Annotated in this window: 21 protein-coding genes; 10 read left to right on the top strand and 11 right to left on the bottom strand. The window is 41.4% G+C overall.

Features of this window, described 5'->3' with window-relative positions; all coding sequences use genetic code 11:
* Nucleotides 1-23 precede the first annotated feature (23 nt).
* Together myaer_RS04745 and myaer_RS04740 are read left to right on the top strand one after the other, a co-directional pair.
* Entirely contained in the window at nucleotides 24-1,115 is a 1,092-nt protein-coding gene (locus myaer_RS04745) for a polysaccharide pyruvyl transferase family protein (protein ID WP_052734162.1), read from the top strand.
* Nucleotides 1,116-1,243: 128 nt separating this feature from the next.
* On the top strand, nucleotides 1,244-3,400 hold the full coding sequence (locus tag myaer_RS04740; RefSeq protein ID WP_046661168.1) for a putative PEP-binding protein: 2,157 nt from the start codon (nucleotides 1,244-1,246) through the stop codon (nucleotides 3,398-3,400).
* 604 nt (nucleotides 3,401-4,004) lie between these two features.
* Here the strand turns inward: myaer_RS04740 and myaer_RS04725 are convergent.
* A complete protein-coding gene (locus myaer_RS04725; protein WP_046661167.1) occupies nucleotides 4,005-6,755 on the bottom strand; it encodes a glycerol-3-phosphate acyltransferase in 2,751 nt (916 codons plus the stop codon).
* A 721-nt stretch (nucleotides 6,756-7,476) separates the two neighbouring features.
* On the opposite strand from myaer_RS04725, the gene myaer_RS04720 reads away from it, so the two are divergent.
* A complete protein-coding gene (locus tag myaer_RS04720) occupies nucleotides 7,477-8,310 on the top strand; it encodes a GIY-YIG nuclease family protein (protein WP_046661166.1) in 834 nt (277 codons plus the stop codon).
* A 484-nt stretch (nucleotides 8,311-8,794) separates the two neighbouring features.
* Here the strand turns inward: myaer_RS04720 and myaer_RS04715 are convergent, their stop codons facing one another.
* Nucleotides 8,795-9,232, bottom strand: coding sequence for a helix-turn-helix domain-containing protein (locus myaer_RS04715; protein ID WP_046661165.1), 438 nt, complete (start codon nucleotides 9,230-9,232; stop codon nucleotides 8,795-8,797).
* A 571-nt stretch (nucleotides 9,233-9,803) separates the two neighbouring features.
* Here myaer_RS04715 and myaer_RS04705 point away from each other — a divergent pair.
* On the top strand, nucleotides 9,804-10,808 hold the full coding sequence (locus myaer_RS04705; protein ID WP_046661163.1) for a helix-turn-helix domain-containing protein: 1,005 nt from the start codon (nucleotides 9,804-9,806) through the stop codon (nucleotides 10,806-10,808).
* 143 nt (nucleotides 10,809-10,951) lie between these two features.
* Here the strand turns inward: myaer_RS04705 and myaer_RS04700 are convergent, their stop codons facing one another.
* Nucleotides 10,952-11,605: a HupE/UreJ family protein gene (locus myaer_RS04700; protein WP_046661162.1), complete on the bottom strand. Its 654-nt coding sequence runs from the start codon at nucleotides 11,603-11,605 to the stop codon at nucleotides 10,952-10,954.
* Nucleotides 11,606-11,619: 14 nt separating this feature from the next.
* On the bottom strand, nucleotides 11,620-12,546 hold the full coding sequence (locus myaer_RS04695; RefSeq protein WP_046661161.1) for a class I SAM-dependent methyltransferase: 927 nt from the start codon (nucleotides 12,544-12,546) through the stop codon (nucleotides 11,620-11,622).
* Nucleotides 12,547-12,749: 203 nt separating this feature from the next.
* Between myaer_RS04695 and myaer_RS04690 the strand changes: the two genes are divergently transcribed.
* Complete coding sequence (locus tag myaer_RS04690) at nucleotides 12,750-13,946, top strand: homocysteine biosynthesis protein (RefSeq protein WP_046661160.1); 1,197 nt, start codon at nucleotides 12,750-12,752, stop codon at nucleotides 13,944-13,946.
* Here the strand turns inward: myaer_RS04690 and myaer_RS04685 are convergent.
* The 3 genes from myaer_RS04685 to lipB form a co-directional block, all read right to left on the bottom strand.
* Nucleotides 13,935-14,165 (bottom strand): hypothetical protein, encoded by a 231-nt coding sequence (locus myaer_RS04685; RefSeq protein WP_046663607.1) that lies wholly within the window; start codon nucleotides 14,163-14,165, stop codon nucleotides 13,935-13,937. The two genes, myaer_RS04690 and myaer_RS04685, sit on opposite strands and share 12 nt — an antisense overlap.
* Nucleotides 14,166-14,814: 649 nt before the next feature.
* Nucleotides 14,815-16,077 (bottom strand): pentapeptide repeat-containing protein, encoded by a 1,263-nt coding sequence (locus myaer_RS04680; protein WP_046661159.1) that lies wholly within the window; start codon nucleotides 16,075-16,077, stop codon nucleotides 14,815-14,817.
* Between the two features lies 1 nt (nucleotide 16,078).
* Nucleotides 16,079-16,747 (bottom strand): lipoyl(octanoyl) transferase LipB, encoded by a 669-nt coding sequence (gene lipB / locus myaer_RS04675; RefSeq protein WP_046661158.1) that lies wholly within the window; start codon nucleotides 16,745-16,747, stop codon nucleotides 16,079-16,081.
* Nucleotides 16,748-17,220: 473 nt separating this feature from the next.
* Here lipB and hpf point away from each other — a divergent pair, with 473 nt between their 5' ends.
* Nucleotides 17,221-17,820, top strand: coding sequence for a ribosome hibernation-promoting factor, HPF/YfiA family (hpf, locus tag myaer_RS04670; RefSeq protein ID WP_046661157.1), 600 nt, complete (start codon nucleotides 17,221-17,223; stop codon nucleotides 17,818-17,820).
* A 58-nt stretch (nucleotides 17,821-17,878) separates the two neighbouring features.
* Here the strand turns inward: hpf and myaer_RS04665 are convergent, their stop codons facing one another.
* Both myaer_RS04665 and myaer_RS04655 read right to left on the bottom strand, forming a co-directional pair.
* A complete protein-coding gene (locus myaer_RS04665) occupies nucleotides 17,879-18,289 on the bottom strand; it encodes an Hsp20/alpha crystallin family protein (RefSeq protein ID WP_046661156.1) in 411 nt (136 codons plus the stop codon).
* Nucleotides 18,290-18,556: 267 nt separating this feature from the next.
* Nucleotides 18,557-19,198: an L-threonylcarbamoyladenylate synthase gene (locus myaer_RS04655; RefSeq protein WP_046661155.1), complete on the bottom strand. Its 642-nt coding sequence runs from the start codon at nucleotides 19,196-19,198 to the stop codon at nucleotides 18,557-18,559.
* Between myaer_RS04655 and larC the strand changes: the two genes are divergently transcribed.
* On the top strand, nucleotides 19,175-20,431 hold the full coding sequence (larC, locus tag myaer_RS04650; protein WP_071846416.1) for a nickel pincer cofactor biosynthesis protein LarC: 1,257 nt from the start codon (nucleotides 19,175-19,177) through the stop codon (nucleotides 20,429-20,431). The two genes, myaer_RS04655 and larC, sit on opposite strands and share 24 nt — an antisense overlap.
* A 143-nt stretch (nucleotides 20,432-20,574) precedes the next feature.
* On the opposite strand, the gene myaer_RS04640 is transcribed toward larC, so the two are convergent.
* Both myaer_RS04640 and rpsD read right to left on the bottom strand, forming a co-directional pair.
* The gene (locus myaer_RS04640) at nucleotides 20,575-21,027 is read right to left on the bottom strand and encodes a DUF29 domain-containing protein (RefSeq protein ID WP_046661153.1); all 453 of its coding nucleotides are present in this window, start codon (nucleotides 21,025-21,027) and stop codon (nucleotides 20,575-20,577) included.
* A 430-nt stretch (nucleotides 21,028-21,457) separates the two neighbouring features.
* The gene (gene rpsD / locus myaer_RS04635) at nucleotides 21,458-22,066 is read right to left on the bottom strand and encodes a 30S ribosomal protein S4 (RefSeq protein ID WP_002737433.1); all 609 of its coding nucleotides are present in this window, start codon (nucleotides 22,064-22,066) and stop codon (nucleotides 21,458-21,460) included.
* 368 nt (nucleotides 22,067-22,434) lie between these two features.
* On the opposite strand from rpsD, the gene myaer_RS04625 reads away from it, so the two are divergent.
* The 3 genes from myaer_RS04625 to myaer_RS04615 all read left to right on the top strand — a co-directional run bounded on the left by myaer_RS04625 (nucleotide 22,435) and on the right by myaer_RS04615 (nucleotide 24,102).
* Nucleotides 22,435-22,935, top strand: coding sequence for a bifunctional nuclease family protein (locus myaer_RS04625; RefSeq protein ID WP_046661152.1), 501 nt, complete (start codon nucleotides 22,435-22,437; stop codon nucleotides 22,933-22,935).
* Nucleotides 22,936-23,300: 365 nt separating this feature from the next.
* A complete protein-coding gene (locus myaer_RS04620) occupies nucleotides 23,301-23,492 on the top strand; it encodes a hypothetical protein (protein ID WP_052734161.1) in 192 nt (63 codons plus the stop codon).
* A 370-nt stretch (nucleotides 23,493-23,862) separates the two neighbouring features.
* A complete protein-coding gene (locus tag myaer_RS04615) occupies nucleotides 23,863-24,102 on the top strand; it encodes a hypothetical protein (RefSeq protein WP_046661150.1) in 240 nt (79 codons plus the stop codon).
* Nucleotides 24,103-24,113 lie beyond the last annotated feature (11 nt).

Genomic DNA, 24,113 nt, shown 5'->3' with positions numbered 1-24,113 from the left:
TTGAAAATATTTAAGTGACTAAAATGCCTAATTTGTCAACTCCACAGGATGTAAAAGATGCTTTACATCAATCTTTGTCTGTACTCCGTTCCCTCGAAGAATGTGCATTGTTAGATTATCCGAACTATTCTAATCTTGGAGATCATTTAATCTGGTTAGGGGACATTCTCTATTTAAGTAAAACTGCGAAAATTAAAATTAAATATACTGCCCATGCTAATAGTTTTTCTGAGGATGATCTAGAGCGTAAAGCAGGGAAATCTCCGATTATTTTTACTGGAGGTGGAAATCTAGGAGATCTCTGGGCAAAGTATCAAAATTGTCGGGAAAAAATTATTGCCAGATACCATGATCGACCTATCTTTATTTTACCCCAGTCCATCTATTTTAAATCCCAGGAAAATCTACAAAAAACTGCCAAAATTTTCAACTCCCATCCCGATTTAACCATTTTTGTCCGCGACGATTATAGCTATGCTATCGCCGGGGAACATTTTGGCAATTGTCGCATTATTAAAGCCCCGGATATGGCTTTTGAAATGGTTAATTTACCTGCCCTGCCTAATATTACAGCGACTAAGAACTCAATTCTCTATATCGATCGAGTAGATACAGAGAGAAATTCGGCTTTTTCTGCCTCTAAGCTAGAGATTCCCGATTTAGTAGTGGAAGATTGGATATCCCTTCAATGGATGAATAAACTGCCCGAAAAATGGGTTTATATCCCCGGATTGGCTAGACTTATACGCGAGGGTTGGCAACGAGGATTAGCTACTCCTAATCAATGGCTTTCTCGCCAAAAATGGGAACTTTTTCATCCCTACGCTTCTGTCTTTAAGGACATAGATAATCCTCGTCTCCATCAGAAATCATGGAGTTTAATGCACAGTGGCATCTATCAATTAAAACAATATCCGATCGTGATTACTAATCGTCTTCATGTTCATATTTTATGTCTGCTGCTTGATATTCCCCATCTTGTCTTTCCAGGCTCTTACTATAAAATTAAGGCCTTTTACGACACTTGGACTCATCAAATTCCTATCGCTAAATTAGTTGAAGACCCTCTACAGACTAAAGTAGCCCTCCAAGAACTGCACAATCGTCTAGGTTAAGGGTTTTTTCCTTAATGACGACATAATCCTCAAGACAGTGACAGTAATTTACAGTAGCAGATAAAAATAAAAAGCGACAAAAATCACACAATGATTTTAGAATCCTTTCACCATTCTTAACAAATCGCGTGACCATTCTCTGCTGGCTCGATCGCATTAGTGCTTCTGATCGCCCCCTGGTGGGGGAAAAAGCTTTTATTGCCAGTGAATTGCACCAACGAGGATACCCAATTATCAGGGGATTTGCCATTTTTAACCGCATTTTTGCGGAATTTTTGGAAACTATCGACAATGCTGACTCGTTTCTGACTGATTTTCCGCAATCTTCCCTCTATTTAGACGTAGATAACGCCAAAGCTCTGCAATTAGTTGCGCGAGAGAGTCGGCGGGCCATTTTACAAGCGGAAATTCCTCCTCTCTGGTTAGAAGAACTAGAGGCGGCCGTGGCACAATTATCCATGGCTACCCTAGTATGGCGCTTTTCCCTACCAGCTAATCTGGCTCGGCGAACTCTCGGTTTATTTTCCGCCCCCATCAGTGGAATTAAAGCAGATAATCTAGAAAATGCTCTAAAACAAGCTTGGGCGGAGTTATTCACCGCCAGAAGTCTATTTTATTGGCGAAAAATGGGAATTGGTTTAGAAAACATTCAATTATCTTTACTGGTACAACCGTTATTACCAGCCAATTGTGCGGGAAATGTGTTGATTAATGAGGATAACTGGGAAATTCAGGCGGTTTGGGGTTTAGGACACAGTTTAGTTAATGGAGAAGTGGCACCGGATACCTACATTATCGATCGCTCTGGTCAATTACGCAGTCGGCAATTAGGCAATAAATCCAGGGCTTATTATCTCAATAGTGACAGTAATCTGCTCGTACCACAATTATTAGCACCCAGTTTACAGGAAAGCTACTGTTTAGATAATTTCGCCCTCGATCGCCTTTGTCAACTGATTCAATCTCTACTGGCGGAAAAACCGACGTTAACCAGCATAGAATGGCTGATGATGCTGGATGGTCAAATTTATATTCTCAACTGTCACAGTCAGGAAATCACCCCCACTACCTCCAATTATCCCTTAAGAGGATTAGGGGCATCCCCAGGGTTGGCATCGGGAGTGGCAAAAGTGATCAGCAATTTCGACTCCCCAGAGGCAAATTTTCAGGATTGCATTCTGGTTACTACTAATTTACCTCCGAAAAAACTGCCCCATTTACGCCAAATTCGAGCAATGATCACGGAACAGGGGGGATTAACTAGCCATGGAGCCATTTTAGCCCGGGAATTAGCCATTCCTGCCATTGTCGGGGTGAAAAATGCCACGGAAATTATCCGCTCAGGCGAGATAATTTTAGTAGATGGTACGAGGGGAATTATTTCTCTAGCATCTCAGGAACAGATTTCCTTGCCCCCTCCACCCCCCAGAGAAACCGACGGGACGGCAATCGCTACCCGTTTGATGGTTAATCTCAGTCAAACTGAAAGTATTGCCAGAATCCAAGAACTGCCTATTGATGGGATCGGTTTATTGCGCTCAGAATGGATGATTCTAGAGTTACTTTCTCAGCGTAATCTAGAAGAATGGTTAACGCCAGAGCATCAAGAAGCATTGATCGAGAGATTAAGTGATTTAATCGCACAATTTGCCCTTAGTATCCAGCCTAAGCCTTTATTTTACCGTTCTTTTGATGCTCAAGATTCGGCTAAAGACAGTCGGGGAACCCATGGTTATATATTAGATCCGACTCTATTCGATCTAGAATTGCAAGCTTTACGACGGGTACAAACCACCGGCACCACCAATATTAATTTACTGCTTCCCTTTGTCCGCGGGGTTGAGGAATTTATTTTCTGCCGGCAACGGGTACAGTCGGCTTTACTCACTCAAGTCCCTTCTTTCCAATTGGGGATAATGGTGGAAGTACCGGGGGTAATCTTTCAATTGAGGGATTATGTGCAAGCGGGCGTACAATTGATCGCTATTGGCACTAATGATTTAACTCAATTACTTTTAGGTAGCGATCGAGAAGATTTCTCAGAATATTTTAACGCTCGTCATCCCGCAGTCAGAGCGGCCTTAAAACAAATTATCACTCAGGCAAAACTTTTACAGATTCCCTGTTCGGTTTGCGGCATGGCTATCGTCCAGTATCCCGAACTTATCGATGATCTGATTGCTTGGGGTGTGACTTCTCTTTCGGTGGATAGGGAGGCAGTTTTAGCCACTAGAGAGGCAATTGTTCGGGCAGAAAGAAGGTTTTTATTGGAAAATAGCAGATAACTTCCGAACTACCCCACTTCCCCATCACCCCATTACCCCACTTCCCCACTTCATAACGCATACTTTGTGCTTTTTGTCAAAAAAACTTTTTTTTTGCAATAAAACTACACAAAAAAAAGATCATCGTTGTGGGTGAAATTGACTCATTTACCTGTCTTAATGAGGATTACCTTCTAGGTGTGGCAAGGGTTTCAACCGTTGCTGCCCAAAAAAGCATAGAATACCCCATTATGAAATTCAGTAAAATCGCTGTAACCAGCATAACATCGTTGTTAAATAAAAATCTTTCTCAATTAATTCTTAAGAATTTGTAAATATTGCGAAATGTTAATTTAAATATTCTCAAGTTTTTGGAGTAAATAAATAATTTTTGCTTATCTTTGACCAACATTGGGTTAGGAGTCAGTATTCAGGAGTTAGGAGTCAGGAGATTATTTTTATTGATTCTCCCCACACCCCACACCCTACACCCCACACCCCACACCCCACACTCCACACCCCACACCCCACACCCCACACCCCACACCCCACACCCTACACTCCACACCCTACACTCCACACCCCACACCCCACACCCCACACCCTACACCCTGTCCCCTAATGCCTAGAGAATTTCAATAATTCCTTGAGTGCCATCGAGACGAATTAATTGACCATCTTTTAACAATTTCATGGCATGATGCACATCCATAACCGCCGGAATTCCGTATTCTCTGGCAATAATAGCACCATGGGATAATTGTCCCCCCACCTCGGCAATAATGCCCACAGCCCGGGATAATAAAGGGGACCATCCTGAGTCAGTATAGGGAATAACGAGAATAGTATTAGGGGCAATTTCTAGATTTTGTAAGGTTGGCATAATTTTGACTCGTCCCTCCACGGTCCCCCCACTAGCGGCAATTCCCTGTAAGCGTTTTTTGGCAGTTAAATTTGAGACTAAAAATTCTTTTTTCGGGGGTTGTCCATAAACGATATAGGGAATATCGGTTAATTGAGAGTTTTCTTGGAATTGTTGGCGACGCTGACGGATAATTTGCTTAAGATTGGCGATTTTATTATTCTGACCTAACTGGATAACTTCTGAGTAATTTAGATAAAATATATCTCCCGTCTCCGATAATATTTGCTGCCGTAACCAGAGGGTTTCTAAAGCGAGAAAATGCCAGCGTAGGTGAGCTAAAAGACGGGAGTAAATTTCAGTCCCTTGGTTTTTGATATTTAATCTTTTTTGGACAGTATGGGAAGATTTAACTTTTTTATGGCTATTATTGCCCGGACTATCTAAGGGTAGTTGTAGCAGCTCTTGGGGATTTTCTCGCCATCTCGGTATCGAAATATCAGTCCCCACTTCGCTTAAATAACCGTAGGTTTCTAACCAGAGGGAAAAAGCCGAGTCAAAATCTCGATCGAGCGTATTTTTTCTCAGTTCAGATAGCGATCGCATCGAGGCTATTTCTGGTGCTTGGGAGTTATCCAATTTCTCAAAAGGTACTCGGGAAATACTGCGACGCAAAGCGAAGCTAAGAGGGGCAAGAATACTATAATAGGTGGCTTTTTTTAAGACGTTTAAAATCTCCTCAATTTGCTCTAAAATCTCCCCAGAAGATAAAGTTTCTAGGGAAGTAGCGTTAATTTTTTCGAGCGTCGGTATAAAATAGTTTTTTTGATCTTGGCTAAAGTCTTTTTCTAACTGTAATTCCCGTCCTAAAAGTTTTAATAAACCGGGGGAATTAGCCAAGGTTGCCGTTAAAGGTGGTTTGGTAAACTTTGACCCTTTGGTCAGGAATTCTAAGCTTTCTGGAGGTAATCCCATGCGACGGAAAATTGTTCCTAATAAAGAAGCATTAAAATAGGCTCTTTGATAGTGTAAAGTGGCTGTTTCATTGAAGTCCAAATCGAGGGCTTTTTTGCCTAAAACTAAACTGAAAATATCTCCCCAAACTCCACAGGTTAAGGGGCGATTAATTGACCAAGGCAAGGGACGAATTACCCCTGGGATAACTTCAGCCGCGATTTTTCTTGTCCAAATTGGCTGTAAATTGGTGATAGGACGGCACTGTAATAACCATAATTTTTGTCCGTCATGAGTCCATTCTATATCTTGGGGAATGCCATGATCAAGGGCTTCTAATTGCCGACAAAGATTAGCTACCTGTTGAATAATAGCCGGGGGAATATCTCCCGCTCCGATGATGATATCTTCTTCTAAATTAACTCGATAACTTTCGGGGGTGATTCTCCCCGATACAACTCTGGTAGCATCTCCGGGTAAAGCTTCAATAACTACATCTAAACTGAGAGGATTAATCGGATCGCGACTGAAGGCAACCCCCGAAAAAACTCCTCGAATTTGTTCTTGAATTAACACAGCCATGGCCGTGTTTTCTTGACCTCGATCGAGTCGATAATTAACGGCATTAGGACTATTATAGGAGGTTTGACAACTTAAAATCGCCGCCGCTAAATTTTCTTGATCGATGACGTTAAGAATTGTAGTATATTGTCCCGCAGATGAAGCGGTTTCACTATCTTCTCCAATAGCGGAAGATCGCACGACTAAGGGATGATTAATATCAGGATGAAGAGATTCTATTAAGGGTTGTGGATCATCTCCTGGTGGTAAAATCCAACCCCTAGGAATGGGATAACCGGTACGCTTAAGATAGGATAGAGTGGCGGCTTTTTGTCCCACTTTTAAAGCCGCTAGATTGTCATCAAGAGTTTGGATCGATCGATCTCCACGAAAAAAACGAAACATAGTTTTTGATTCATTGTTAACAGTTGCTTCGGGTAAGTCTAAATCGTCGGCTATTTTTTGAAAAATTGCCCCTAATAGACAGGCTAAAGCAATGGCAGTTATAATATAACCTAAATCGTGGGGACGGCGCAAGGTGAGAATTAAAGCTAATAAAAATAATCCTACCAATCTACCCGTAGATTTTTCTCGAAAAATAGTAAAGCTAATCCCACTGATAATTGAGGTGAGAAAAACAGCGACAAAATCGTGAACGATTAATCCCCAGAAAACATTAGTCGTTCCTGCACCTTTTCCTAACCAATAGCGCCCCACGACTAAGGCAATTAAAGCTAATAATTCCCAAGGAGAGCCGGTAGGAAAAAAGAAACGGGTTAGGAAAATAACGATAATTCCCTTGGCTGCTTCCGAAATTACCGCCAAAATTCCCGCTAATTTACCCCCATGATAAAAGGCGGCAGTTACACCGATATTACCGGTCCCTAATTGGGATAATTTACGTCCAGTTACTAGATAATTTATCCAATCGATCAGAGGCAATCCCCCGATTATGGGACAGACTAAAAAAATAAATAGGGATCCCCAAATTTCTGTCATTATATTTTCTGGCTCTAAAAAATAGTTACTTCTCGGTGGAGTCCTGTCAGGTATCGGGATTAGAAGAATTCCGCCCACACTCCCTTAAATCTTATATAGTATTTTAGCTCTACCAACCCACGACATTATTTATTTTAAATTTTACTTTATAAATACTTACAGCCTTTCTCAGACAGATGAGGTATAATGACAACAGTGATTGCAGCAATTACGGGTGTCTTTCTTGGAGACTGCCTTAAAAGCTTCTTCGAGAGCCTTGTCTAAATCTCGATAATTTTTCGGTTGTAATTTTCCCAAGATAGACTTGGCTTTTGGGCAAAAATTTTCAATAGTTTTCAATCGAGGTAAAGTCGAGAGAGTAAGGATGTAAATAAACTATCTTAGGCTCCTTCTTCTCCCACAGCTTGACGGACTTCTTCGCTGACATGAATTTTCTAACTCACCGTTCGCTCATTTCTGGAACCGAAAATTTGATAAATTGTCTCAAATGCAGTCTAGCAAACGCATTGAGCCTTCTACTAGAATATTTATTAATACAAAAAGACTATTTTGAGGTTAAGGAATCGCCACTGTTCTGTTTACCTTATTCGCTAAAAAGTATACAGGATAAAGGTTACAGCAATTTTAAAACCCTTGCCTTAAAAAATTAAGCGAATAATGACTTATAATTGATAGCAATTACAGAAAATTATTATATTGGAAATAAAATAAGACTAGGTTTATGTTGCTCGATCCTTTGGCAATGTCTTCAGTAGAACTAGATAATTTAAATCAACTTCCTGATTGTTCGGCCATATATTTTGCTATCGATTCTCAAAATAGAATTCTTTATATTGGTCAAGCAGTCAATCTTTTAAATCGCTGGAAAAATCACCATCGTATATATCAATTACAAGAAATTAATCAAGATTATCCTGTAAGAATAGCTTGGCAAGTTTGCAATAATGAAGAATTAAATGAAATTGAACTATATCTAATTAAACATTTTCAACCTTTGCTAAATAGAACACAAGTTAAATCTCCACAAATTGTACCATCAGAGTTAGTCTTCCAAAATTTTCTCAGGGAATTTTCTCGACGATTAATCATTATTGGGTTTAAACCACAAACTTCTCAAGAGCTACCACATATTCATTTGAAATATGACTGGACAGATTGTTCTCCGAAAGGGACAGCCGCAAAGATTAAAAATTTTATTCAAGAAAATAATCATATAAATACCAGTTTTAAGATTAGAAGAAAACCTTGGGGAAGAATCAGGGGGCCAGAAGAGTTTCAAATAGGCAGTCGCGGACAAAAAGCCCTAGCTCGTCAGAATCGTTCCTATAATAATCATTGGGAAATGGCTTGTAATGGAGTGATAATCTCTATCACCTCTACCGATAATTATAAACAGATTAAATCAGTAACAAATTTTCAAAAACTTGCTGGGGTAAAAATGAGAACAATCCCAGAACATGATTTTAAGAGAATGTCTAATCAATATCCTCATGATTTTGCGGATTTATGCTGCTTTGTCGATGATTTAGTTCCGTTACTTTGGATTGAAGGGTAATCTTGAATGGGTGCATCTCAATTTTGTAGAAATATCTATATTACATTTTGGGCGCATAGGATCATTGGTGTCAACTTAAGGGAATAGCCTCCCAAATTTGTTGAGAGAGAGCCTCCCTTTTCCTGTTCCCTGTTCCTTTGCCTAAATAACCAATTTAAATGTTCTACAGCTGACAATGAGTCAAAGCGATAAAAGAAATTGGGTTCTTCGTTACTTGGTATGGTTTGATCGGGTGGCATAAATCGACTAAATCCTTATTTGGCAAGAGACTTAATTGATTAGTTCGTTCTAGAACGAAAACAATTGACAAAAATCGCCGAATGCCTTTTTCTGTAAGGATTTCATCCCTTAAAACTCCCGTCATGGCATCACACAAACCGAAGAACCAGAAATTGAGCTTAATTCTTCTTTTGCTATTTTTAAATATTCCGCTAGTTTCTGTTTAAATTCTCTTGTTTTTTCAAGGGTTTGTCGATCTTATAAACTAGATTTTGCCTAAATATAGACTTTTTTTTAAAATGTTCATGACTTGAGAACTACTTAACTTGATTCCTGTCTGTTCTGTTAGATAAGTGGCTAATCTTTTGGCTGTCCAACGACTAAATTCATACCCCATTTCATGAGGATTTTTGTCAATTGTCTCTAACAATATTTTGATATACTCTTCCGTTGCTTTTCGATAATTACCCGCCATTCTCTTGTCTTTTAAACTATCTAAATTATCCGCATCTCCATGAACACACCAATAGGATACTGTGCGCAGTGAACACCCAATGATTTGAGAGATTTGGACTTGAGTTTTTCCGTCATTTAACAACAATAGTATCAAAATTCTTTCTCGAATGCAGGCATTTTTTTCTTCTTTTAATGCCTTTTGTAATTTTTCTTTTTGCTCGGAATTTAAGTGATTAGGGGCTGGCATGGCTATTAATATTTGACTAGGTTACTATTTCTATTGTACGCTATTTAAATTTTGAACAGCTTAACATAGTTTTCCCTGATAGATGTAGAAACTATGTCCACCAAAACATCCTTCGTGCGCCATCAGAACACCTTGTAAGCACCCTTTAGCTTTGGAGAAATCAATAGTTGCTTCGATGGCATAGAAACGAGTGCTAATATTAGGAGCAACAGCCTCGTAAATTTCTGATACCCCTGGATAATAGGTATAGCTAAATGTGGTATATTTTGAGTCATTAGAAAATGCCAGGTGACGTAATTGCGGAATTCTCCACCCAATACCGCACACCCAGAGCAATCTTCAAGGGGCATATATTGTTCAGTCATCGAAATCTCCTTAGTAATTGATAACGGAAAAAAGTGAGAGATTTAACTGGAATTACACTGATGGACAAAATTAACAAATCAACTCTGCTGTAACTCATACTACTCAGTCTTTTATGCTAAGATGATCCAAAAAACGCAAGTTTTTAAATTGATGGGCAAAAAAAATTTTAACTTTACTAAATAACCAAATAGTTATATATAGATAGATGTTTATTTTTGACAATAAAACCGATATTTTAATTAATTCTCAGGAATTAACCTTTAAAAGTGAATATGTTTGTGACTTTTCTCATTATTTTCAGAATCGAGAATTTGTCAACTTAGATGCTTTACAACTCAGTGGCGATAATTTTGAAGGGTATCTTTCAAGGATCATCATCGATGAAGTGATGTTAGAATTATCGCAACGTAATTGTTTAACGAATGTTGCGGGAGTAGTCCATTCTAAAATGTGGGTTTTTGCGATTCCTGTTCAGGTGAATTCTGTCTTCTTCCAAAATTTGTATCCATTAGAAAATAACTATCTGGGGATTATACCCCCTAAATCAGAAATTTCCGTTTTTCAGCATCCTTTTTCTAATCGTTTTCAGCTTTACGTTCATGATAATTATCTGCAACAATTGTGCCAAACTTTAGAGCTACCAGAAGCCAAAAAGTTTTTAAATTCTTCTGCTTCTTCTATTGTGATTTGCCCATCGGAAAAAATTCGTCATCTCCAACAATCTTGTCATCAACTTTATCAAATGCTATTTAATTTAGATCGTCAACAAATATCTGGGAAAAGAAAAGCATTAAGATTGAATTTTGTCAGTCAAAAATTAAAAGAAGAAATTGTCAAAGATTTTCTTTTTACTTTAGCAGTAACCAAAGATATTAAAACCCCTAAAAACGCTATCAGACGTACCTCTATCCTCAAAAAAGCAGAAGAAATGATGAGAAAAAATCTGCGTTCTGATCTGACTATTCCAGCGATTTGTCAAGACTTAGAAGTAAGTCAACGCACCTTAGAATATATATTTAAAGACTTCTATCAAATGTCTCCTTACAATTATTTTAAATTGCTTCGTCTTAATGCTTTACATCAATCTCTTAACCAAAATAATCAGACAAAATTAGTTTATGAAATTGCCGAAGAATTAGGTTTTTTTCACCGAGGATATCTGGCCTCTGATTATAAAAAACTGTTTGGTTACTTCCCCTCGGAAACCTAAAAAAATAGTAGGGGTAGAAATCAGGATTATTTTTGATTTAGCGGCTCTCCCGCACTTGTTTGGCAGGGGCGTATATTGTACGCCCTTTCTTCGATCCCATAACCTCAAGAGAGCCATTAATAATTAGCCCCACCGAGATTAATTTACTTAATTCCCACTAAAAAAGTTGTACCGATCGCCATAATTGCCAATCCGATTAACTTGCTAATTAGAGTTGCTTGCTTGGCTAATTTTTCCTTGATGACACTGCCAAGGAAAAAAGCACCAGATGCGATCGCTAATTGGATGACGGTAAAACCGATTAAATAGGCAACTAAAGCGGCAACTTGCGCCCCGATAATTGATTCTCCGTAGGCATAACCGTGAAAAATTCCCGCAATCATTGCCAGAGTTGCCAGAGCGATCGTATAGAGATTAGAATGAGTTTGTAAACCTTTTTTTAGGGTTAAAATCACGCCAAAAATCACCACAGAAAGGGCAACAATCCCCTCAGGAAAAAGTAAATTTATTCCCTGTAAATGAATGCCTGTGCCGATTAAAGTGGCAATCGCAAAAGCGATCGGAATTAATAAACCCTGTTCCATCCCCACAGCAATTAAACCACTAGCCACCACAAAAGCTAAATGATCTAAACCGATAACCGGGTGAGCTAAACCCGATAAAAATCCCTTCAAAAAATTATCAGGAGTTTCCCCTGCCATGGCATGATGGGCGAGGGTTTTGCTGGCAAAAATTAACAGGAAGAGAGGGACAATAGTTAATATCCTTGTCCAGCTTTGACGAAAAATTATCTTCATTGATTACCTCAAAATTATGATTCGGAAACCCGCGCAACAATCGCCCGGTGTCGGGGACTGGTGGGGGTAATGATCGGTGCTTGAAACCCGGCTTCAACTAATGCCCGTTCGATATCGAGAGTAAAATATTGATCGAGATAGGGTTCGGTACTCTTGAGTAAGGTTAGGACATAAGGGGGCATTTTTCGATAAATTTCCGAGCGCGGATTCATATCCATCAGCGTCAAATAACCTCCCGATCGCAATAAACGACGCGCTTCGGCGAAAATTTCTCTAGTAGCCTGTTGGGGTAGTTCGTGGAACATTAAAAACGAAGATACCAGATCGTAGGACTGACTGGGTAATTGAGTTTTTTCCGCCGCCGCGTGTTGCCATTGAATCGTCTTTTGTTTTTGTTGAGCTTGGTATTGGGCAACAGCTAAATAGTAGGGAGAGAGATCTAACCCAGTTACCCTGGCTTGAGGATAAGTATCTTGTAGCGCAAAGCTACTCATGCCGACACTACAGCCTAAATCGACAATATCGTTAATTTCTGCCTTGATTTGCTCCTTCAATATCCGGTGATATTCCCGCCGCAATCGCGGATCGCCGTCAATCCCCGCCCCGGGCCAGATGGTAGAATGAACAGCATAGGCGGCAGATTCTACCTCAAAAGCTGGCAACCAGTCTAAATTGCCCTTTTCGTAAGCGTGGAAAGAACAAACGTAGTATTCGGGATAGACGAGATCGGGATTTTCTACCGCTTGCAGTTCCCGACTCCAATCCCGTTGCTGCCATTGTTTGACGGTTTCCCGCCAAGGTACGCCTAGTTTTTCGGCTCTTTTAATCATCATATTGCGGGCCTGATAGCGAGCGATGTCAAAAAGCGGTTTTATGCCGAGAATACGGTTAACTAGACCAGAAACAGGATTAAAGGAGGCCGGAACGGGTGTAACTGTCATAGAAAAGCTTCGATCGTAAATTTTCCCTTTCTCATCTTATAACAGTGATCAGTGATCAGTAATCAGTAATCAGTGAAAAAACAGCACTGTCACCGCCATTTAATACTGCTCGGTTAATACCACTCACTGAAAACTCAAATCTGATTACTGTTTACTGACAACAGCAAAAAGCTCCCTAACCCCCCATCTTGCCAATTTTTATCATGAGAACAATCGCTGAAATCAACGACAAGATCGCAAAAAAAACGGCTGTAGTCTGGACAGTAGAGGAATTAAAAAGCCGCGTTACCGAGATGGGAATTAAGGAGGTTTTTTCCCAAGTAGATGTGGTTTGTACGGGAACCTTTGAACCGATGGAATCTTCGGGGGCAATTATTAATTTAGGTCAGACAGATCCGCCGATAAAAATTCGTCAATGTTGGTTAGATGGGATTCCTGCTTATGCTGGTTTTGGGGCGGTGGATTTATATTTAGGAGCCAGTGCTATTAGTGATCTAGCGGCCAAAAATGAGAATTTAGAGGGAGAAAATCCCGAAAGGGGCGGCGGACATATTATTGAGGATTTAATCGCCGGAAAATCGCTGCCATTGCGTGCTGTCGGCCAGGCCACCGATTGTTATCCTCGTGCTTCTTTTGAAACGATTATTTCTAAGGATACTATCAATCAATTTTATCTTTTTAATCCTCGGAATCTCTACCAGAATTTTATCGTCGGAGTCAATGGAGGAGAGCGGACTTTATATACTTATTTAGGACCACTACAGCCGCGATTAGGTAATGCAGTTTATTCTAACCCCGGGGCAATTTCTCCCCTGTTAAATGACCCGGATTTAGAGGCTATCGGCATCGGTACGCGCATTTTTTTGGGAGGAGGAATCGGTTATATTGCCTGGGAAGGAACCCAACATTTTCCCCTACAAAAACGCCTACAAAATCGAACTCCTATTGGCCCAGCTTCCACCTTAGCCTTAATTGGTGATGCTAAACAAATGAATGCTCGCTGGGTGCGGGGTTGTTATTTCAAAAATTATGGGGCTTCTTTAATGTTAGGGGTAGCGGTACCGATTCCGATTTTAAGCGAGGAAATCGTTCGACATTGTGCCGTAAAAGATGAGGAAATTGTCGCCCCAGTGGTGGATTTTTCCATTCCCCGGCGAGTCCGTCCTACCTTTGGTTTAATCACCTACGCTAAACTAAAAAGCGGTCGGATTATGATCGAGGGAAAAAGTGTGAGGGTGGCTCCTTTGGCCAGTATTTCCCTGTCCCGGGAAGCCGCTTTAGAATTAAAAGCACTGATCGAATCGGGAGAATTTACCCTCACGGAACCCGTGGCAAAAATTAATCTAGAGCGGACTTTTATCCCCCAGGATCGTTGGGGCGGAAAATTATCAATTGAGTGAGGAGTTAAGGGATTGCGTACAGGTGGCACAACTACAATTAAGATGACGTAAAATCGGATTTTCTTCCCCGGTTGTCTTGGCGATAATCATGTCACCTAAGTTCTCGGTATTGAAACTAGGATGAAAGGACTCTGGGGCAGCTTGTACGGAGTTAGTGGTAACTAATAGGGTTAATAAACTAGCGGAAGCAGTGGCAAGAATAACGACTTTTTGATTCATAAATTTGTGGGAATTATTGGCCATGAATACCACTGATTATAACACTGCCCTTACCGATGAGGATATCTTCTAATTAGGGTTTGCTGAAAAACTTTTTCGTGGGGGCAGGGTGTGGGGTGTGGGGTGTGGGGTTTTACTGGTTTTGAGGTGGCCAATTACCTAATTTTCAGGGAAAAAGTGCCTAAATTTTCTCCCCGATCACTCCCAGGCCCGGAACTTTTTGATTTCAAAAAAGCCTAAAGATATTATCCAACAAGGTTTTTAGATTTATTCAGCAAACTCTAATTATTCATACTAAATCCGTCGAGTATAAGCTACATATCAGGAGAGGCACTCTTGCAAGTGGAGTGACTCTGAAATTATTACAGATGTATTAGCAGCTGCGTGTAAGCATCTCACCGAAAAACTAATGCGCGGGGGGTTTGGGGGCGGCGCCACGCCCCCAACGGGGGGTTTGGGGGGTAGAACCCCCCAAAAGCTTGGATTGAGTAATCAGATCTGAAGTAATACTAAATCCCTTGAGTATAGGCTACATATCAGGAGAGGCACTGAGTGGAAAATAGAAGCTGAAATAACGCCAATTCCTCAATCAGAATATTCTCATGCTTGGCGGTACCAACTTTGTCATCAGGACTGCCGACCGCCTCCGTTAACGACCCAAAAGATTGGCAATATCAGCACATCCCCCCGGAATGGTTGCGCGGGACTTTTCCCCACACCAACGACAACAATAGTGACGTTGTTCCTCGCTCATGTTTTTCACCCCGGTAAAATTGACATTTTCTACCACTGCTCCCGTGTGTTCTCCTCTGTCATAATTGGGGGGAACGGTACGACTGCGGGGGGTAGCATTTTCTAGGGAACCATAAAATAAACGCATCCCTTTGATATCGGCCCCTCTTAAATTAGCTTCGTAGAGAATTGTTCGCGATACATTTGCTTTTACCAAATCGCCATAACTTAAATCGGCCCGCACCATATTCGCTTCGCTTAAATCCGTCCAGCGCAAATCCTGCCCAGAAATGTCGGCCCCCGCTAACATTACTCCCAATTGTACTACTCTTGTACCGAACTCTCGATCCTCCGCATAACCCCCTTCCCCGTCTAGAATCGGTCGGCCCAGATAACGATCGCGTTTAATCGGTGATAATAGCCGCGATTGACTCAAAAAACGCAGTATTTTCGCTTTTCCAGAGGCATCGACACTGCTGAGGATAGAAGCGGTGCGACCTTCTGCGATCGCTCTTTCCTGGGGCCAATCTTCTAAAAATCCCTCCTCATCCAAGGCTAGATCGGAAATCCCTTGAAAATAGGAATCGATCGTCTGTTGTTGGGTAATGCGATTTTGTTGTATGGTTAAATCCTTAGAAATAACGTACTGTTCCCAGGCCACATAGACAGCTAACACAGCAATCATAATCTGTCCCAAGGCCCCCACCCACTCGGCCCAAGAACCGAACTCATCGTATTTAAAACTGTCTAACCATCGCAATATGCGCTCGTAAACTCCTAAATATTTCCCTAATCCGGCCAGAGCAGCTATAAAAACTATAAAAGCGAAAACCGTCTGACGTTCAGAGGGAGTGAGATAATGGGCGATCCACTGGCGAATAGAGGGTAAAATCACCTGTAAAGATATTAATACCGCTACTATCGCCCCAGAAAAGCCTAACCAGTCCCAGCTAAAGACGAGGCCGATGGTCATCACCATCAGGGGGGCCAGTAGTAACCCCGCGTTACCCGGTCGAAGATCTTTTAATAGTAGGATGCGCTGACGCACGGGATTACGCGAAGATAAAGAGGAGACGTATTCGGAGGCATCGGGGGCCGATAAACTGGTTTTACCGTTATTTTCGGGGTTATCAGCCCTATTTTCCACGGTGAGTTTTTCTGGGTCTTTGCGATCGCTCATATTAATCCTTGTCAAGAGAAAATAATTCCACACCGAAAACTGAGGCGAAAACCCTCGATAAATCTTGCTGTACTTGCCTAAGACTAATATTAGGCAGAAACTGCTCTAAACTGCCCACGGGTTTATTAGCAATCCCACAGGGAATAATTTCGGCAAACCCGCTTAAATCCGGACAAACATTGATGGCAAAACCATGATAGGTAATCCAACGACTCACTTTAATACCGATCGCCGCTATTTTATACCCTTCTACCCATACCCCCGTCAAGCCCCCGATTCTTTGCCCTGATAATCCATAAATAGCGATAGTTTGCAGGATGACTTCTTCCAATTGTCGCAAATACCAGTGTAAATCCTGCTGATAATAGCGCAAATTGAGGATCGGATAGCCCACTAACTGCCCCGGACAGTGATAGGTGACTTCCCCTCCTCGCTCGATTCGATGCACTTCTTTGTCGGTTTTGTCAAGATTAAATTTAATAAACTTAATATCTGAACCGGTACCGAGGGTGTAAACGGGGGGATGTTCCAGCAGCAGCAGCACATCGGGTAAGTCGGGATCGGCAATTCTCGCCGCCACCAGCGACCGCTGTTGCGCCCAGGCCAGAGAATAGGGAGTAATTGCCTGAATTTTCAGCCCACAGAGACGAGGTATTTTTTGAGCATTCATTGCGAGATTTGTCAAAATATTTAAGAAATGTAAAAGAGCGCAAAGGAAGATTAAAAGAAGGGAAGATATATATGTCGGGGAGAATACTAAGTGCTAATCTAAGGATATCCCATCTATTCGGATGTTAACCGTCGCACAGGAGAAACAATCACCGGATTCCCTTGCTGGCGGCCAAAATCGGTTTCTTTAAATAAAAGTTAACAGAACTTCGCACTTCTGTTAAGAGAAGCTTTGCAGAAACTTGTTAGAATAGAGGTAGATAAATCCAGTTGCAAATAGGCGCTCGACCCGATGAATTTTCCGCGCGATCCGACAAAAAAAAGAGAAAGAGAACACCGACAATATCTAGACTGTGACCTCTAACAACAGCGTGATCGAGCAGGTTTTTGAGGATTAAATTCCTAGCATCAACATCCCTTAAAAATAGTTGATGTGGACGGTCTATAGCAAAATTTTTAGATGGAGTAGTGAGTATGAAGCTATTGATTCAGGGCAATAATATCGCTGTCACCGAACCTATTCATGATTATGTGGAACAAAAGCTGGAGAAAGCGGTGAAACATTTTAACGGCATAACCACAAAAGTCGATGTTCACCTCTCCGTGGAAAAGAATGCACGCATTCCTGATCGCCACAAAGCGGAAGTGACGGTTTATGCTAATGGAACAGTGATTCGCGCTCAAGAAGGAAGCGAAAATTTGTACGCAAGTATTGATTTAGTTTCTGATAAAATCGCTCGTCAACTCCGCAAGTATAAAGAAAGATTGGTGGATCATCGCACCCACGCCACCGTTAAAACTAGCGAGGTGGTGCAAGAGAAACCCTTAGATGATAGCCTAATTGGTGATCGCACTCCCGAATTACCTGCGGAAGTAGTGCGGATGAAATACTTTGCCATGCCACCGATGACTATTGAGGAGGCACTAACACAATTGCAATTAGTCGATCACGATTTCTTTATGTTCTGCAACAAAGACACGAACGAAATCAACGTTATCTATCAACGCAATCACGGCGGTTTTGGTGTTATTCAGCCCCGTCCCGTCAACCTAAATGGCAAAGAATCCCATTAACAGTTAGCGACTGCAAATAAAACCAAAGACTGGAGAATTTCTCCAGTCTTTTTCTCATCTAACCAAGATTAACTTTCACCACTTTATTTTTTTCTGCCACCGCTTTCGGGAGGGTGAGAGAAAGAATACCGTTTTGATAGTTAGCGGTAACTTGGCTATTTTGCACCTCCACTGGCAGGGTAATCAAGCGACTAAATTTACCATAATAAAATTCGCTGTTTTCCACCTCGGCAGGGCGTTGACGTTGCCCATTAATAGCCACCATTTGTTTGCTAACCTCCACATCGATATCTTTAATATCCACACCGGGTAATTCGATTTTTAATTCCACGGAATCCTCGTTAACAGAGATTTCCACCGGGGGACGAGATACCGATAAAGTTGTCGGTAATACTTCTTGAAAAAGTTGATCGATTTGACGTTGGACAGAATTAATTTCTAGGAAGGGAGAATAAAGAGTGAAAGCCATAGTAATAATTTCCTTGAGAGGTTTTCTCTGACTGCGATTATCTCCATCTTAAGCAACTAACTTGACTTCCACAAGGCGGTTTTCAGGAAATAAAAAGTCGCAATAACCGATACAGTTATCAGTTATCAGTTATCAGTGGGAAGTTGTGGGGTGTGGGGTGTGGGGTGTGGGGTGTGGGGTGTGGGGTGTGGGGTGTGGGGAGAACAAAGCTGCCTTTTGCCTTTTGCCTTTTGCCTTTTGCCTTTTGCCTTTTGCCTTTTGCCTTCGTTATAACCATTGTTGTAATTCCGGCCAACCCAAACCTTGACGCACAATCTCCGGTTGATCGCCGGTAAAATCAACAATGGTTGACACTTCCGAACCGGGAGCCGAACCATCTTCGATAATTAAATCAACTATATGATCGAGGGCATCGAATAACCTAGCGGATTCTAATCCCTTGGTGGGAAAATCTCCCTCCTCATCGGGAAGATGGGCAGAACTAGAGATAATGGGATTTTCTAGGGTTTCGATAATAGTGCGACAGATAACGTGATCGGGAACCCGGATACCGGTAGTTTTCCGCTTCGGATTCATCACCACTTTCGGCACTAATTTAGTCGCCGGTAAGAGAAAAGTGTAGGGACCGGGTATGACTCGTCGCATAATCTTATAGGCATAATCGCTGACCACTGCGTACTCAGAAATATTCGACAAAGAAGAACAGAGAAACGTCAAGGGTTTATCATTAGATAGTTGCTTGATTTGGCGAACTCGTTCGACGGCGGATTTCACATTGAGATCGCAACCGATCGCATAGACGGTATCGGTAGGATAAAGCATAATTGCCCCGTTTTTCAGGGCATGACAGATTTCTTGGATAGAACGTTGTTGGGGATTTTCGGGATGGAGAGAGTAAATAGTAGCCATGATAGCAAAATCGTCGCCTATTGGGATTGTCCCACGGGAATTGCCGGGGATATGTGTTTAGGGGCGTTAGTAGATTTAGGAGTCCCCTTAGAATACCTGATTGCACAACTAAAAACTTTAGGAATTGAGGATGAATATCAGTTAAGAGCCGAAAAAGTGCATCGTCGCGGTCAAATTGCTACTAAGGTTCACGTCGATGTCACTGCCGAGAAGTCCGCTGATCATCACCACCATCATCATCATACCCCCGCTCGTCATTTACCGGAGATTGAAAATTTAATTAAACAGGCAAATTTACCCCAGAAAGTCCAAGAATGGAGTTTAGCGGTTTTTCAACAACTTGCGATCGCAGAAGGAGCCGTTCACGGGATCGCGCCGGAAAAAGTGCATTTTCACGAAGTCGGGGCAACCGATGCCATTATTGATATCGTCGGGACTTGTTTGGGTTTGGACTGGCTATCGGTGAGTGAATTATACTGTTCTTCTCTACCCACCGGCGGCGGTACAGTTCAGGCCGCCCATGGTCGTTTACCAGTTCCCGTGCCAGCAGTAGTACAATTGTTCAGCCAGCGACAAGTCACAATTTATAGTAATGGCATCGAAGCGGAGTTAGTAACACCCACGGGGGCAGCTATTGTGACAACTTTAGCTAAAAGTTTCGGTAAACCGCCGGAAATGCAGTTAGAAAAGGTCGGTTTAGGGGCAGGTACAAAAGATTTACCGATTCCCAATCTTGTCCGGCTTTGGTTAGGGAAAAAAACACCAGAAAAGCTAGATGAAAGCGAAACTGTGGCAGTTTTAGAAACTCAAATTGATGACTTAAATCCGCAAGCGATCGCCTACTTAAGCGAGTCTTTATTACAAGTGGGTGCTTTGGATGTATTTAGTCAAGCAATTACTATGAAAAAATCCCGTTTGGGAATACTTTTGACAGTAATTTGTGCCTTGGATAAAATTGCTATTTGTGAAAATATGATCTTTCAGGAAACCACAACTTTAGGCATTAGAAGGACAATTCAAGAGCGATCGATCTTAAAAAGAGAAATACAATTGATCGATACTGTCTATGGCCAAATTCGGCTAAAAGTTGCCTACAAAGAGTCAATTAATCAACCGATTACCGTACAACCAGAATACGAAGATTGTGCCGCTATTGCCCGTCAGCATCATCTACCTTGGCGATTTGTTCATCAAATGGCTTTAGCTATTTGGCAAGAAAAAAATCAGTCTTGACAGCAGGGCAATTTTATCATAAAACTGCTAAGTAATAGGACAAAATTAACTTCTTGGTTAGGATAGGCAAAAGGCAAAAGGCAAAAGGCAAAAGGTAGTTAGATATGTGTAATTAATTTTGCTTAGGTACTTATATCTATTGTTCAAAAGCTATTTTCAGGAAGATAATCCCAATTTAAAACCGGTTCTTGGCTAAAAGGACAATCAACCAGAAAAGTTTCTTTTGGTAAATTAGTTTCATTTACCATCCCTCGCACTGCTTTTTGATAACATTCTGCGAAAATATCGGCTAAATAGGGTTTTAAGCTAGGACTATCCCTTAAAATAAGCTCTAATTGTTCTCTTTGCTCATCAATGGTATTTATCCAGCTATTAGTCCGTTTTTCCGGTTGATATTGCCATTTAAGTAAGTGGATCAATAGAACTTTTAAACGACTGAATACCTCCCGTCTATTATTACGTCCCATATCGGATATTTCTTCGATTAAGTTATCTAAATCAAGGGCTTGTAAATTGCCCTTTTTTAAGTGATTTACGGTTTGCTCAAGCCACAAATTAAAATCAGTTTCATAAAGCTGAGATAATTTAGTTTTCATGTTGATAATATCCCATTTAGAAGTGGGTGCTAACGGACTACTCTCTTAACTGTAACCGTTCAGGGGAGGTATCAAGCAGTCAGTAACATTGACGATGATAAGTTTCACTCCATACAGATACTGGCTCTCTTATTCTTTGTGTGATAAGTTTAACGTATATAGGAGCGATCAATCTTTGTGTCCTTTGTGTCTTTGTGGTTCGTTCCACTCCCCCGCTGGCAAGACCTTATCTTAGAATACATTTTACCCACCAAACCCAAAAGAGCCAGATACCTTCTCAAGGAGCCATTTTTGACTGACTCTGACCTATCACTTTTAAACAGGATTTAGTATTAGCCAGCCCTATATACAATCAAAAACACTAAATTTAACCAATAAAATAAGGACGCTGCCAATTGCGTCCTCAAGGTATCTGGAAAAGGCTTTTTTCCTAGACTTTCCGAGAGTAGTATTCCACTACTAACAGTTCATTAATCGAGAGGGCAATCCATTCTCTTTCCACAACGCCATTCACTTTGCCCACAAGGGTGTTTTTGTCAAATTCCAAATGACTCGGCAGGTTGGCTAAACCGGGGTATTCCATATTTCTTTTGACTAGATCTTGGGAACGCTCTTGATTTCTAACTCCAATCACATCACCCGGACGGCACTGATAACTGGCAATATCCACAACTCTACCGTTAACGGTGACGTGACCGTGATTGACTAATTGTCGCGCCCCCGGAATTGTCCCAGCCATACCGAGACGGAAAACGGTATTATCCAGACGCATTTCTAAGAGTTGCAGCAGCACCTGACCGGTGGAACCAGTAGCCCGGCGAGCTTTGCGGACATAGCGAACTAATTGTTTTTCGCTGACACCGTAGTTAAAACGCAGTTTTTGTTTTTCTTCTAGACGAATGGCATATTCTGAACGTTTTTTGCGGGCCTGGCCATGTTGCCCGGGTGCATAGGCACGACGGGCATTTTTACGGGTTAGGCCCGGTAATTCCCCTAAACGACGCACAACGCGCAAGCGCGGTCCTCTATAACGAGACATACAGACGGTCTGCTCCTATTTAAATTTATCCCAAAACTATTATCATAGCACAAATTAAGTAATTTATTTGGGGTGTGGGGTGTAGGGTGTAGGGTGTAGGGTGTGGGGTGTAGGGTGTAGGGTGTGGGGAGAATAAATAAAAGCAATCTCCTGAATACTGACTCCCGACTCGGAGAATACTGATTACTGATTACTGATTACTGATCACTGATTCAAGCCTGACGGCAGCTGATGTATTTTTTTCATTAAAGATGAGGCTAATCTCTGCCATCTTAGGGCATACTGTGAGTGTAACGAAGCACTATATTATTCAGGTTGCTTTCCCACTCCTTCCCTAGCTGAATCTCTATCTTGGAGAAGCCATAGTCATGATCGAAATGAAAGTCGCTGGAATTGCCCTAGACGCTATCACTCGCAGTCCCATTGTACTGCTGAAGGATGGTTCCGAGCGTCGCGCCCTACCTATCTACATCGGACAAGATCAGGCTAAGGCCATTATGACCGTCCTCGAACAACAAAAGTCCCCTCGTCCCCTCACCCACGATTTGATCGCTAATATTTTTAAAGCTTGGGACATGGATTTAGAAAAGATTATCATCCATTCTCTCCAAGATAATACTTTTTATGCTGTCCTCTGTCTCCAGCGCGGCGAAGTCAAAAAAGAAATCGATTGTCGTCCCAGTGATGCGATCGCTATTGCCCTGCGTACCAACAGTCCTGTCTGGGTAATGGAAGAAGTGATCGCTTCGGCTTCTATTCCTGTTGATCGTGACGCAGATGAAGAGGAACGTCAAGCTTTCCGCAATTTCGTCTCCAATCTTAGCCCCTCAGACCTGATCCAACGTCGCGGTGATTTTAGTGATCAGTGATCTTGAAGCAGTCAGCCGTCGGCTAGATAAAAATGATAATAACAGGGAAATTATTAGGGGTCGAGAATAGAGTCGCCCCCATCCCCTCCTATTCGGAACCGTACATGAGAATTTCTCCTCATACGGCCCTTGGAAAGAAATGATCAAAAAGTTAGATGTCTATCAGAAATACGGAGTCTTGGAATACTAAGTAGTCGTGCAAAATAAATTTCCTAGTGAAGATAGGCAAAAGGCAAGAGGCAAAAGGCAAAAGCTTTATCGAAATGTGTAATTAATTTTGCTTAGGTACTTATCTTTACGATACCGTTCGCAATCATCTTAGTGGTTGGCAAGCGAGGAAGTCTAACCTAGAAATTATCGAAGTGATGGATAATTGGGTTAGCCCTCTTTTATCCGCAGAAGATTGTCAGATTTGTCAACCGGATGGCGAGGGATTTTTGACTTTTGTAGAGTTAGGAAAGAAACTCAAGCAAGTGCAAAAACGGGCAGAAACCGATGAACAACGAGGGCAAATACTAGAGGCAAAATTGCGAGCCTTGGGGGTAGAATTAGATTAAATTAACCTCGATTCTGGAGGGGACAAGACAGCTTTTTTTCCTCAAGCACAAAGAGACAAAGTTATACTACAGCCTGTCTCTCACCATTAAGATAACTGCTATAATGTATTGGCAAACTCTAAGTGGTCGAACAAAATTAAAGTTAACCGTGAGGCAAGGGAATAGACCAGAGGCAATAGTCAAGGCTCTCAGCTTTATTAATGTTTTTAATACAAAAGTATTTGTTGAGAGGGTTTCCGAGCAAATATGAAGTGTAAACTGATTAGGCATCGTCCGTAATTCCTGATCCTGACTGGGGATAACTGCCATGCCTTCTACTACTTAGAAAAAAATTATCAAGTTTGTATTGATCACTCAAGGAGAAATTTTTATGGAAATATCTCGTCCTAATCAAGTAGAATTAACCGCAGAAGAACATCAGGAACTAGAAAAGTTGCGAGCTATTATCGAACAGGCTAGTGTTGATGGCGTGATCACTCAAGGGGAAAGGGAAAGAATCGCCCTAGCTATGAGGTCTGATGGTAAAGTGACCCTGGAAGAATTAGAGTTAGTCAGAACTTTAATTACCGAAAAAGTGAGCAAAGGGGAATTAGTTCTTGATTATCTTTAAACTCTGAAAAA

It is taken from the genome of Microcystis aeruginosa NIES-2549 (genome assembly GCF_000981785.2).
Taxonomy (GTDB): Bacteria; Cyanobacteriota; Cyanobacteriia; order Cyanobacteriales; family Microcystaceae; genus Microcystis; species Microcystis aeruginosa_C.
Note: the sequence above shows the minus strand (reverse complement) of the source record. Positions and strands in the feature narration are given on the sequence as shown.